Raw genomic sequence first — 12,312 nt, 5'->3', positions numbered from 1 at the left:
CGCGAGGCGAGCAGGCCGGGGAGATCAGTACTCCCAGAAGATGCGCTGCAGTTCCTTGGTGTTGTTCGTCTTGGTCAGGGCGACCATCGCGAGGATGCGCGCCTTCTGCGGGCGCAGGTCGTGCGCCACCACCCAGTCGTACTTGTCGTCGGGCTGCTCGGCGTTGCGGATCACGAAGCCGTCGGGCACGCGGGCGCTGCGGATCACGATCACGCCGTCGGCGCGGGCCTTCTGCAGGTTCGGAACGATGCGGTCAGCCACCGAGCCGTTGCCGGTGCCGCCGTGGATCAGCGCCTTGGCGCCGCTCTTGGCGATGGCGTCGATGGCCACCGAGCTCACGCCTTCGTAGCCCATCGCGATCTCCACCGGCGGCAGCGCGGTGATGCTGTCGATGTCGAACTCCGAGTTCATGGTGTGGCGCTTCACCGGCGCGCGGAACCAGTAGTTGCGACCCTCGACGATCATGCCCAGCGGGCCCCACTGGCTAGAGAACGCGTTGGTCTTGATGTTGACGTTCTTGCTCACGTCGCGGCCGGTGTCGATGTTGTCGTTCATCGTCACGAGCACGCCCTTGCCCATCGCGTCCTTGCTGCCGGCCACGTTCACGGCGTTGTACAGGTTGAGCGCGCCGTCGGCCGACAGCGCGGTGCCCGGGCGCATCGAGCCGACCACCACGATCGGCTTGTTGGTATGCACGGTCAGCGTGAGGAAGTAGGCGGTTTCTTCCAGCGTGTCGGTGCCGTGGGTGATGACGATGCCGTCCACGTCGGACTGCTTCGACAGCGCCGACACGCGCTTGGCCAGCGTCAGCAGGTTGTCGTTGGTCAGGCTTTCCGATGCGACCTGGAACACCTGCTCGCCGCGCACGTTGGCGACCTTGGAGAGCTCGGGCAGCCCGGCAATCAGCTTCTCGACGCCGACCTTGGCGGCCGCGTAGGTGGCGCTGTTGACGGCCGAGGCGCCGGCCCCGGCGATGGTGCCGCCGGTGGCGAGGATCACCACGTTGGGCAGCGCCTGCTGGGCCTGCGCGATCACGCTGGCGGCCAGCAGAGCAGCCCCGGCCGCGAAGGCACGGAAACGGGGAGAAAGGTACATGGAGAACTCCTGTGTTGAGGTGAATCTTTCCAGGGTGAATCGACATTCGTCCTTCCCTGCGGGTTGGCCCGCCTTGCACCCGCCTGCTTTATCGGTCGGCTTGACCAGAGATGACTCTGGCCTGCGCCGCCCTCCGCGCATCCGGGTGCAAGGCGGACCAACGCGGCCGCGTTTGAATGTCGATTCACCCTGGGGCGGCGAGGAAGATACAGGAACCGTGCCCGCATGCCCTGCCCGATCATGCCGGCATGGCATGCGGTCATGCGCGGGGCACCAGTGGTATTACCATCGACCGCGCGCACGAACGCACCAGGCCGTGCCCCACCCGCCACCATGAACGCCGACCCCGCCGCCCTCCCCGTCTCGACCGCCCAGGAAATGCCCGCGCCCGACGGGCCCCTGTCGCGCGCCAGGCCCGGGCGCGAACGCATCATGGCCGCGATCCGCACCGCGGCCGTCACCGAGTTCAGCCTGCACGGCCTCAAGGGCACCTCGACCCAGGCCATCGCGGCGCGCGCCGGCCTCACCAAGCCCCAGCTGCACTACTACATCGCCGGCAAGGAAGAGCTCTACGAGGAGCTGCTGATGCAGGTGCTGCATGCCTGGAAGGTGGTGTTCTCCTTCGAGGACGCTAGCGACCCGGCCACGGTGCTGGGCGACTACATCCGCAAGAAGCTCGACCACGCCATCGACAGCCCCGAGATCTCGCGCATCTTCACCCGCGAGATTCTCGACGGCGGGCGCAACCTCGACCGCTACTGGCCCAACGCCAGGGCCTGGACGCAGAAGAAGATCGACGTCATCAACGGCTGGATCGCGCGCGGCCAGATGCGCCCGCTCGACGCGCGCTTCCTGCTGATGCACATCTGGGCCATGACGCAGAGCTACGCCGACTACGCGATCCAGACCCGCGTGATGCTCGGCCTGCCGCCCGACGCGCCCTTCGACCGCGAGCCCATAGGGCGCGAGCTGGTGGCCTTCGTGCTGCACGGCTGCGGCATCGAGGCCTGAGCGCCGGCTGCGCGCGCAGCCAATCCTTTCTTCTTAACCCTCTGCGGGTCTTCCTGCGGCCTCCTGCCACGCAGTGACTTTGTGCACTGTGTTCGGCGAGCCCGCGCGCCTACCTTCGCACGCTTCGCCGCCCAGCCTTCCTTTGCTTGTTTCGCGGCGGCGAATCACAACGAACGAACAGGAGTAGAGGATCATGAAAGCGAGATTGTTCTTTGCCGCGCTCGCGACGGCAGCACTGATGGCCTGCGGCGGTGGAGGGGGAGGTGGTACAAGCTTCGACCCCAATCTGTTCAGCCAGTTACCTCCGCCGCCCCCGCCGCCGCCGCCGGACCCGGAACCCACGCCGCCCGAACCAGGCAACCCGGGCACTCAGACGCCCACCCCCATCAGCGCCCACTACAAGTGGCTGACCTTCGCCCAGGACCGCGACCCCGATGTCGACCCGCCCGAGAAGCGCTTCGACGACTACATCGCACTGCTGAACCGCGAAGGCGCCGCGGGCTACCGCTATGTGGAGGGCAAGCTCGGCGGCAACATCGTGAGCCTGCAGGACAGGTTCATGGTGGTGAAGGACGTCGACACGACCTACACCTACGAGTACAAGACGATCGAACTCGACATCCTCAAGCGCGACCTGCTGCCTCGCCTGCTGCAGCAGATGAAGGACCAGGGCGCGCAGGGCAAGGTCTTCGTTCAGCTGATGCCGCAGCTGCTGATCACGCCGCCGCCTGGCACCAATCCGGTGTTCGGCGTGCTCTATCGAAAGGACATGGGTTCGTCGGCCACTTACGACTACAACTCCATCCCGATCCCGAACACCAAGGAAGACATGCTGAATGCCGCCAACGCGCAGGGCGCCAACGGCTTCAGGCCCTGGTTCGCGCCCAGCACCATCAACAACGAGAGCGCGTATTTCTTCATCAAGGACCTGAGCAGCCCCGCTCGCTACGAGATGAAGGCTGTGATCAGCCCGCTGAGCGTGGTCGGCGGCGACTTCCCCGACATCCCGAAGCAGATCCGCGAACAGGGCGCGCTGGGCTACCGGCTGCTGAAGGAGCGCTTCCTGACCGACACCGACGGCAAGCGTCCGAGCTTCTTCCTCTACATGAAGGACCTGACGCAGGCGAGCACCTTCGAGTACGAGTTCCCGGAGACCAATAACACCGTCTTCGGCCTCGAGGAGAACAACGTCATCCAGGCGAACGAGCAGACCGCCGCCGGCCTGCGCTACTTCGGCAATCCCGACGCGCCGATCTTCTTCCGCTCCTTGAACTGCGCCGGAGCGCTGTGCCTGTCGCCGGACAACACCGAGATCGGCAACCAGGACTGAGCGCCAACGGCACGCCCGGAGCCTAGAGACCGTGCACCACCCAAGCACCCGCGGGCACCGCGGGTACGTGCACGGTGTTCTCGCCGGGCCGGGCGAAGCGGTGCTCGCGGCCGCCGATGGTGATGGACCTCATGTTGGTCCAGACCAGGTAGTCGATCCCCCCAGCAGTCTGCGTGGCCCGCAGCACCTGGAACACCGGCGGCACGACCACCACGAGGCGCACCCGTGCCGTCGCGGCGCTCGTGCCGGCGCTGCTCTCCGCCGCACACGCCAGCGGCGCGAGCACCATCGCCGCGGCCATGGCGGCGCGCGCCGGTCGAAGCCGATGTCCCTTCATGAAGCCTTTTCCGTTGTCCGTCGCAGGGACGTGAGATGGGGCGCGCAATCGGCGCCCGGTCTCCGGATATCGGCGGGAACGGCAGGAAATTCAGGGTTGGGGAGCAGGGGCGGGGCCGGCGCCTCGCCCAATCGGAGCCCGACCGGTCCTAGTAGGTGACCGTGACCCGCGTCGCGTTGCTGCCGTCGCCGGCAGGCGTGCTCGATGCCTGCGGCGACGTGCCGCCCGGGGCCGGCGCCATCGCGCCGACCGCGCGCTGCCAGCCGGCACCGAGGCTCTCGCGGCCGTCGGCTGCTGCGCCGGGCACCATGATGGTCGCCTCTCCGACCTTGTCGAACCGGTATTCGCGGCCCTTGATGGTCACCGACGCCATGTTGGTCCAGACGCGGTACTCGTGCCCGCCTTGGACCGGCCTGATCTCGCGCACCTCGAAGGTCGGAAGGACGCTGATGGAGATGTCGAAGCGGCCCGTGGCTCTCTGGGCGTCGCGCACGGGCTCGGCGGAACTGAGCTCCAGCTGCAAGGGCAACAGCAGGAGCAGCAGCGTGCTCGCGGCCCCCCGCGGGGATGCCGTTCGCGGCGACCGCAGCGCGGCCGCCCTCGCAGTTCGCCAGTTTCCGGGCATGGGAACTCCTCTCGTCGCAACCTGGGGAGGCATCGGGTCGATGCCCAGCCAGGCTTATCGGCAAAGTTGCGGAAAAATGAAGCCTGTCCGGGTCATTCTTCACGCACCGTCCGCATTTCTTTGTCAGAGGGCGTCCCGTCCCATCTCGTCGTCGCGTCGCGTTCGGCCGCAGGGCGCGGCCCGGGCTCAGTAGGTCACGGCGACCGTGACCACGTCCATGTAGCTGTCCGGCCGCACGTTGGTGCTGGCGCCGAGGACGCGGCCGTAGAGCGGCAGCGCCTGGACCAGGCCGCTGCCCGTGCCCGCGAAGGTGTTGGTGCCCGTGACGCTGCCCCAGACGAGCGTGCGGTTGGAGTTGCGGTAGAGCTGGTAGGGCACGGTGTCGGTGTTGCCGGGCACGCCCCCCGTCGGCGTCATCGCCCCGGCCCCGTTGGACACGTTGTTGGACGGCGTGAGCGCCACCGTGTAGCCGGTGGGCGTCGTGCAGGTGACGTAGATTGTGCCGACCTGGTCGACGTTGCCCCCGCCCGGCAGGCCCGAGACGGTGCCGAAGTTCAGCGGATCGGCCGTGACGACGCAGCTCTTCGAGATGGTCGCGCTCACGATGAAGGCGAACTGGTCCGACAGCGTCGAGCCGCCGCAGTTGGTCGGCGGGGCGTTGGTGCTCGAGGTCAGCGTGATCGAGGTATGGATGCCGGAGAAGTTGTCCTGGTACGAGCCCGGAGGCGCCGTGGACTGGCCCGCGAGCAGTTCCCCGCGCATGGTGGCGGACCCCGAGACGCTGGTGGACCGGGCGGGAATGCTGATGTTGATGGTGTACGGGTTGGGCACCGCCGCGTTGCCGTTCGAGCCCCAGATCGTGTTGCTCGTCCCCTGGAAGAGCTGGAACTTCAGGCTGTCTCCGGCGCCGTTCTTCATCACGCGCGGGTTGAAGTTCGTCAGGCCCTCGTTGCCGTCGCCGATGTTGAAGCAGACCCTGGCGTACTCCGTGGTGTTGTTGTTGCCGGTCTTGGTGCAGGTGTAGGTCAGCGTGGCGTTGGCGGGCGTGGCGGTGCCGGCCACCAGGTCGACCGTGCCGAAGGCCACGGCCGTCATCGACGCGGTGCAGTTGATCGATGCATGGGCGCTGCCGGCCGAGAGCAGCCACAGGAGCGCGCAGAGCACGGGCAGGCTCAGGGCCCGAAGGATGCGGTCCGGATGACTCGTCATGGTGGTCATGGTGTCTTGGCCTCCCTGGCGCAGCGCAGCGGCCCGATCTGCGGGATCGCCGCGCCTTCCTTGCGATAGTCGAAGCTGCTGCGGCAGGCGCCGCCTGGCGTCTGCACGTCGAGCGTGTTGTGGGGCTGCAGCGATTCCAGGTACACGGCGCCGTCGAAACCGACCAGAGCAGGCTCGCCGCCCTGGCCGTTGGCGCGCACGCGGCTGCCCAGCGGCAGCGGCTTGCCCGCCTCGTCCACCAGCAGCAGCGCGGCGGCGCTGATCGGCGTGATGCCGAAGCGCACCAGCGTGCCGGCGCGGTCGCTCGGCGTCGCCAGGGTCCGCACGCGCTCGATCCTCACGTCGGGCGGCAGCTGCATCGGGTCGATGGACAGCTGGTTGTTCTGGTAGGAGCGCAGCGGCGCCACCAGCAGCATGCCCCTGTCGTCGGTGGTGCCGATGTCGCGGTTCTCCAGCTTCACGGGCACGCCAGCGATGCCGTCGGTGGAGACCACCGCGAAGCCGTCGTCGATGCGCCGGGACGCGAAGGGCTGGCCGCCCATGAACGCGATCGAGCCGGTGGCGCCGGCGTAGGCGAAGCGGCTTTCGCCGAGCACGCTGATGCCGGCCATGGCGCGGCCGTAGCGGCCGAGGTAGTCGATCTCGGCCTGCCCGCCGTTCTGGCCGCCGCCCTGGCGCAGGCCCGCGCGCCAGCCTATGCCGCCGTCGCCCGGTGCCGAGCTCTGCGCGTCGGCGGTGTAGACGGTCTGGTCGCGGTCGCGCTGGACGCCGACGCTGGCCGTGATGTTGCCATCCAGCGCCCAGGTGAATCCGACGAAGAGGCTGCGCTCGCGGCGGTTGTCCAGGTTCTGGTTGAGGCTCACGTTCATCGAGGCGCTCTTCCCGATGGCGCGGAACCAGTAGACGCTGGCCAGGCGCGTCGCCTCCTGCGCCGGATAGCGCAGGTAGAGATAGCTCAGGCCGAAGCTGCCGAAGTCCTTGGTGCTGTAGCCGATCGACGCGCGGCCCGAGCCGCGCGGCGGCGCGCTGCCATACAGGGACGCGACGTCGCGGTACTCGCCGCGCGTGCGCGTGCCCTCGACCGCGAAGTTGAACTGGTTGTCGCGCCAGCTGTAGCCCAGGTTGAGCAGCGAGCCCTGCTCGCCGCGATAGCTGCTGTGCGCCACGGCGCCGGTGAACACGCCGCTCTGCCCGAGGAGCCACGCACCGCCGACGCCGCCCTTGACCAGCCCCTTGGTGGTCTCTCCATGGGCCTCCAGCGTGAAGCTGTTGCTCACGCCGTAGCGCCAGGTGCCGGTGGCGGCGGGGTCGCTGCCGTAGTCGTTCGAGCGCAGGCCGTAGCTCCTGCGCACCATGCCGAGGTCGACGGACCAGTCGGACAGGCCCTCCTGCAGCAGGCGCTGGGTGTCGTACAGCGAGAAGTCGAGCGTGGTGGCGCGGCCGAAGGCGTCGGTGAGCACCACCTGCGCGTTGCCTGCGCCGTTGATGCTCGGCACGGTGTTCAGCTGGAAGGGCCCGGCCGGGACCTGGCCGGTGTACTGGCGCAGGCCGTTGATGTAGAGCTCCACCTGCGACGGCAGCGCGGCCGCCCCCAGGAACGCCGGCAGCGGCGTCGTCGTGCGATAGGGCTGCAGCGAGAAGTTGCGCGAGAGCTGGATGCCGCCGATGCGCGTGGAGCGCGACCACGGCAGCGACGCGGTGGTGGTGTCGCCCACGCGCAGCGTGAGCATGTCGTCGGGGAAGGACTGGCTCCAGGTGGTGTCCAGGCGCACCGAGTCGTGCTTCCAGTCCTCGTTGTCGGAGCGGTAGGCGCGCGACATCATCGTGCTGGTGAACACGCTGCTGCCGCTGAAGGCGCGCACTTCGGCGAGCGCGTTGAGGCTGGTGCTGTTGCCCCGGCCCTGCGTGCCGTAGAGGTCGTAGTTCAGCAGCAGGCCGGGCGAGGCGCTGGCCTTGGGCGTGGCGATGGTCGAGGTGTCGACCACTGTCGTGGGCAGGCGCAGCGCCTCGGCGGAAGCGTTGATGGCCAGGCTCTGGCGCGCGGCGTCGAAGGCGATCTTCACGCCGGGAAGGCCGTCGAGCCTCACCGGGTCGGACACGCCCGGCGGCAGGATGAAACCCAGCTGCCGCAGCGTGGAGGCGCTGGCCCAGAGTTCGCGGCCGCGCAGGCCGAAATGCACCAGCCCCTGCGGGTTGCCGTTGAGGCTCAGTTCCAGGTAGAGGTCGCTGCCGCCAGGGCCTGAGATGTCGCCTTCGGCCGCGGATGCGACCAGCCAGGGCCCCTGTTCGGCTGCAGCCTTCTCGGCCTGAGCGCCGAATGACGCCAGACCCGACAGAAGCAGCAGTGGAAGCAGACGCTCAGCGGACGCGTGGAAGTGGCGGGATCTTTTCCTGCGTCGCGTTGCCATTGATCTTCGTTTCCAGGACGCCGCCGGAGGCAAAGGCTTCCGCGGGTGTCTTCAGGGGCCAACGCATGCTCGCGCCCGGCAGCACGTAGCCCATCAGGCCGCCGTGCACCGGGGTGCGCTTGCCGGCGGCATCGACAAAATCCAGATCGGCAAGCTGGGCGTGCATGCCGCCGCCGTTGGCGACTTCCAGCATCGCCTGGCTGCCTTCGCGGCGCAGCGACCAGCTCAGCTGGGGCGCGGCCGACTGTGCGCCGGCGGGCGCGATGAAGATGGGAACCGAGTAGCGCAGCACCAGCTGCAGGCCCTTCTTCTCCTTCATCTCGACGGGCAGCTCGTCGATGATGACCCGGTAGGAATTCTCGACCGCGCCGGGCGGAACGCCCGTGCGGATGACGCGGATCAGTTGCCGCGAGGAAGGCGCCAGCTGCACCATCGGCGGACTCACGAGGAGCTCGCGCGACGGCGTGAGCTTTTCGTTGCCGTCTTCCTGCGACCATTGATAGACCCGCACCTGCGCGTGCACCACGTCGTCGCCGGTGTTGCTGAGCCACAGGCCGTCGGCGTTCTGCGTGGCCTGCAGCGTCAGCGTGACCGGCGAGACCTGCAGCCCGCTGGCCGAAGCGGCCGCGTGCGCCAGCAGGGCGAACGCGAGGGCAAGGGTGTGGCGCAGCAGGCGGGGCACGGTCAGGCGATCGATCAGTAGTTGACCTGGACGGTCACGGTGTCGGAGTAGGAGCCAGGCGTCACGTTGACGCTCGCGACCGTAGCCCACACCGGGATCGACTGGGCCGAACCGGTGCCGGTGCCGGCCACGCCGTTGCCAACCGAGGTGGAAGTGGCCGTGCTGCCCCAGATCGCACCGGTGGCGCTCACCGAGCGCAGCTGGTAGGGGATGGTGTCAGTACCCGTATTGCCCATGGCGCCGGCGCCGGTGGAGCTGTTGTTCGAGGGCAGCAGGCCGATGTTGTAGGGCGTCGACTTGGAGCAGGTCACGCTGATATTGCTGCTGGCGCTCAGGTTGGTGGCGGAGGAATCGACCGTGTTGAAGTTGATGTTGGAGCCCGAGCCCGCCGTCACCGAGCAAGCCTTGGCAACGGTGATCAGAACCTGGAACGTGGCAGTGGCCGGGCTCGTGGCTGCCAAAACTGCGCTGGTGGTGACTGCAAGAACAGCAGCAACGATGAGGGAAGGTTTTTTCATGAGGACGGACTCTCGGGTATCGAACGGTTGATGAAGAGAGAAATGAGGCCCAAAGTTCACAGATTTGGACTGTGAATTTTAGTTAACAATTGGAAGAAAGAGTGAATTGTTGTTACTAGGCGACCGAAATCCGGCCGTCTGCCCACTCGTTTTCCGGCCTTGCGTGACTTTTGTTACGGAATTCGGCCACCCTCCCCGCACCTTCTCGACATTTCCGTCGCGCCCTCACCACGCCGCCCCAAGCCGGTGCGGCGGCACTGGCACGTCGCTTGCATAACCTGACCACTTGCTCTGATTAAGCGGTCAAACACACCATGCGCGTGCTCGTCGTCTACTGCCATCCGGTCGAAACCAGCTTCCACGCCGCCCTGCATCAGGAGGTTCTGAAGAACCTGCGCGCGGCCGGGCACGAGGTGGACGACTGCGACCTCTACGCCGAAGGCTTCAACCCCGTGCTCTCGCGCGAGGAGCGCCTGGGCTACCACGACGTGCCTTCCAACCAGCTGCCGCTGAAGCCCTACGTGGAGCGGCTGCAGTGGGCCGAGGGGATCGTGTTCTGCTTTCCGACCTGGTGCTTCGGCCTGCCGGCGATGCTCAAGGGCTACTTCGACCGGCTCTTCATGCCGGGCGTGGCCTTCGACATCAGCGACCCGGCCAACGTCAAGCCGATGCTCACGCACATCAAGCGCATCAGCGCCGTCGTCACCTACGGGCGGCCGCGCTGGATGGCCATGTACATGGGCGACCCGCCGCGCAAGATCGTCACGCGCTACATGAAGCGGCTGACCGGCCAGCGCGCCAAGGTGGACTACCACGCCCACTATCACATGAACGTCGCGACCGAGCCCCAGCTCAAGCGCTTCATGGCACGCGTGGGCCAGGCGATGGCGCGTTTCGCATGAGCGCGCCGTCGATCCTTTCCAACGTGCGGCTGCCGCGCTGGCTGCTGCCTGCAGGCTGGCCGCAGCGCGACGGCGTGCCGGAGCTCGCGCGCATCGCGATCGAGGCGGGCCGCGTGCGATCGGTCGAGCCGGCCGTCGCCGCCGTGCCGCCGCCGCCCGACGCCTGGGACCTCGCCGGTGCCCTGGCCCTGCCCTGCTTCGTGGACGCCCATACGCACCTGGACAAGGCCTTCACCCTGCCGCGCATGAAACAGGTGCAGCCCGGCCTGCTCGGCGCCATCGACGCGATGCTCGCCGACCGCGTGCACTGGACACCCGCCGACGTGCGCGAGCGCGCCTCGCGCGGCCTGCAGTGGGCCTGGGAATGCGGCACCGCGCACCTGCGCACGCACGTCGACTGGTGGGAGCCCGAATCGGTGCCCATGGCCTGGCCGGTGATGGCCGAGCTGGCGCAGGAGTGGGCCGGCCGGGTTCGGCTGGAGCAGGTGAGCCTCATCAAGCTGCCGCTCTTCGAAGACGCCGCGCAGGCCATGCGCCTCGCCAAGCAGGTGAAGGCCACGGGGCCGCACGCGCTGCTCGGCGGCTTCGTGCACTCCACCAACTGGAGCGAGAACGCGCTTCGCAACCTGCTGGCGTCGGCGCAGGCCTGCGATCTCGACATCGACCTGCATGTCGACGAGGAGCTCAACGCCTCTGCCGTCGGCCTGCAGACCACCGCGCGCATCCTGGCCGAGATCGGCTACGAAGGCCGCGTGGTCTGCGGCCACATCTGCGCGCTCGCGGCCCAGCCCGAGGCGCAGGCCCTCGCCACGCTCGACGCGGTGGCGCGTGCGCCGATCACCGTGGTGTCGCTGCCCGCCACCAACCTGCTGCTGCAGGACGCCGTCACCGGCCGCACGCCGCGCCTGCGCGGCATCACGCTGGTGAAGGAAGCACGCGAGCGCGGCATTCCGCTGCTGTTCGCGAGCGACAACGTGCAGGACCCTTTCTGCCGCGTCGGCAGCTTCGACCCGGTCGAGGCGCTGGGCACGGCCGCGCTGGTGGCGCAGCTCGACGAGCCTTTCGACGACTGGTCGCAGGCGCTGTGCCGCAGCGACTGGCTGCGGCGCGAAGCCCCGGCCGCCGAACCCACGCTGGTGGGCCAGGGCGCCGACCTGGTGCTGTTCACACAGGCCGACCGCCACGGCTGGCCCTCGCGCACCGCAGGCCGCGTGGTGCTGCGGGAAGGCCGCATCACGCAGGGCGACCCTGCGCCGTTCCTCCCCCGATAACGATTCCTCCAGAAAGACCCTCCCATGCTCCACGGCTACATCCCGCCCCACCGCTTCCTGCCCTACCTGAGCTGGACCGAGATCGCGGCGCTGCCCGATCGCGAGAACACCGTCATCGTGCTGCCCTGCGGCGCGATCGAGCAGCACGGCCCGCACCTGCCCTGCTCGGTGGACAGCGTGATCTGCTCGGGCGTGATGGGCAAGGCACTCGAGAAGCTCCCCGCCGAGGTGCGCGCCTTCGCGCTGCCGACCATCACGTATGGCAAGTCGGAAGAGCACCTGCACTTCCCCGGCACGATGACGCTGACCGGCACCACGCTGCTGTCGACCGTGATCGAGATCGGCGAGTCGGTCTACCGCTCGGGCTTTCGCAAGCTCCTGTTCGCCAACGGCCACGGCGGCCAGCCGCAGGTGCTGGAGATGGCGGCGCGCGAGCTGCGCCTGCGCCACGGCGACTTCGTGGTGGTGCCGCACGGCGTGTCGCGCCTGCCGAGCGCGGCCAGCAAGCAGGTCAGCGAGCAGGAGAAGAAGCTCGCGATGCACGCCGGCCATTCCGAGACCGCGCTGATGCTAGCGCTCGCGCCCGAGACGGTGCACATGGAGCACGCGGTCGCCAACTTTCCGCCGCCCTTTCCGATCAAGCTGCTGTCTGCCGACGGCCGCCCGGCCTGCGCATGGACCTCGCGCGACTTCGGCCCGAGCGGCGTGATCGGCGACCCGACCACCGCCACGCGCGAGCAGGGCGAAGCCATTCTCGACACCCTCTCCGACAGCTGGGTGCAGGCGCTGACCGAGCTGCACGCCCTGCGCTGGGTGGTGCGCGAAGAGGCCACCTGGGAGCGCGGGCACCAGCAGGGCTTCATCCAGCAGAGCTTCCAGCCGGCCTGACAGGGGTTTGAGCCCGCTTCTTGCAAC

The 12,312-nt window shown here is 68.3% G+C and carries 12 protein-coding genes; 5 read left to right on the top strand and 7 right to left on the bottom strand.

Annotated features, from left to right (window positions below; translation table 11 throughout):
• Positions 1 to 24: 24 nt before the first annotated feature.
• Positions 25 to 1,095, bottom strand: a complete 1,071-nt coding sequence (locus G369_RS0133750; protein ID WP_019658493.1) for an asparaginase — start codon at positions 1,093 to 1,095, stop codon at positions 25 to 27.
• 333 nt (positions 1,096 to 1,428) lie between these two features.
• Between G369_RS0133750 and G369_RS0133745 the strand changes: the two genes are divergently transcribed.
• Positions 1,429 to 2,106 (top strand): TetR family transcriptional regulator C-terminal domain-containing protein, encoded by a 678-nt coding sequence (locus tag G369_RS0133745; RefSeq protein WP_019658492.1) that lies wholly within the window; start codon positions 1,429 to 1,431, stop codon positions 2,104 to 2,106.
• Positions 2,107 to 2,299: 193 nt separating this feature from the next.
• On the top strand, positions 2,300 to 3,436 hold the full coding sequence (locus tag G369_RS0133740) for a hypothetical protein (RefSeq protein WP_126186184.1): 1,137 nt from the start codon (positions 2,300 to 2,302) through the stop codon (positions 3,434 to 3,436).
• A gap of 22 nt (positions 3,437 to 3,458) precedes the next feature.
• On the opposite strand, the gene G369_RS36785 is transcribed toward G369_RS0133740, so the two are convergent.
• The 6 genes from G369_RS36785 to G369_RS0133710 form a co-directional block, all read right to left on the bottom strand.
• Positions 3,459 to 3,773, bottom strand: a complete 315-nt coding sequence (locus G369_RS36785; protein ID WP_145761364.1) for a hypothetical protein — start codon at positions 3,771 to 3,773, stop codon at positions 3,459 to 3,461.
• Between the two features lie 148 nt (positions 3,774 to 3,921).
• Positions 3,922 to 4,398, bottom strand: coding sequence for a hypothetical protein (locus tag G369_RS0133730; protein ID WP_019658489.1), 477 nt, complete (start codon positions 4,396 to 4,398; stop codon positions 3,922 to 3,924).
• A gap of 186 nt (positions 4,399 to 4,584) precedes the next feature.
• Positions 4,585 to 5,616 carry a Csu type fimbrial protein gene (locus G369_RS0133725; RefSeq protein ID WP_019658488.1) on the bottom strand — a complete coding sequence of 344 codons (1,032 nt, stop codon included), beginning with the start codon at positions 5,614 to 5,616 and terminating at the stop codon, positions 4,585 to 4,587.
• Entirely contained in the window at positions 5,613 to 8,024 is a 2,412-nt protein-coding gene (locus G369_RS0133720) for a fimbria/pilus outer membrane usher protein (protein WP_019658487.1), read from the bottom strand. The genes G369_RS0133725 and G369_RS0133720 overlap by 4 nt, the downstream gene beginning before the upstream one ends.
• The gene (locus tag G369_RS0133715; RefSeq protein ID WP_019658486.1) at positions 7,975 to 8,706 is read right to left on the bottom strand and encodes a fimbrial biogenesis chaperone; all 732 of its coding nucleotides are present in this window, start codon (positions 8,704 to 8,706) and stop codon (positions 7,975 to 7,977) included. Before G369_RS0133715 ends, G369_RS0133720 begins: the two co-directional genes overlap by 50 nt.
• A 14-nt stretch (positions 8,707 to 8,720) precedes the next feature.
• Positions 8,721 to 9,224 carry a Csu type fimbrial protein gene (locus G369_RS0133710; protein WP_019658485.1) on the bottom strand — a complete coding sequence of 168 codons (504 nt, stop codon included), beginning with the start codon at positions 9,222 to 9,224 and terminating at the stop codon, positions 8,721 to 8,723.
• 314 nt (positions 9,225 to 9,538) lie between these two features.
• Between G369_RS0133710 and G369_RS0133705 the strand changes: the two genes are divergently transcribed.
• The 3 genes from G369_RS0133705 to G369_RS0133695 are packed head-to-tail and all read left to right on the top strand — an operon-like array spanning position 9,539 to position 12,285.
• The gene (locus tag G369_RS0133705) at positions 9,539 to 10,126 is read left to right on the top strand and encodes an NAD(P)H-dependent oxidoreductase (RefSeq protein WP_019658484.1); all 588 of its coding nucleotides are present in this window, start codon (positions 9,539 to 9,541) and stop codon (positions 10,124 to 10,126) included.
• Complete coding sequence (locus G369_RS0133700) at positions 10,123 to 11,397, top strand: amidohydrolase family protein (RefSeq protein WP_019658483.1); 1,275 nt, start codon at positions 10,123 to 10,125, stop codon at positions 11,395 to 11,397. The genes G369_RS0133705 and G369_RS0133700 overlap by 4 nt, the downstream gene beginning before the upstream one ends.
• Before the next feature lie 24 nt (positions 11,398 to 11,421).
• Positions 11,422 to 12,285: a creatininase family protein gene (locus G369_RS0133695; protein ID WP_019658482.1), complete on the top strand. Its 864-nt coding sequence runs from the start codon at positions 11,422 to 11,424 to the stop codon at positions 12,283 to 12,285.
• Positions 12,286 to 12,312: the final 27 nt, after the last annotated feature.

It is taken from the genome of Variovorax atrisoli 110B, from assembly GCF_000382045.1.
Taxonomy (GTDB): Bacteria; Pseudomonadota; Gammaproteobacteria; order Burkholderiales; family Burkholderiaceae_C; genus Variovorax; species Variovorax atrisoli.
Note: the sequence above shows the minus strand (reverse complement) of the source record. Positions and strands in the feature narration are given on the sequence as shown.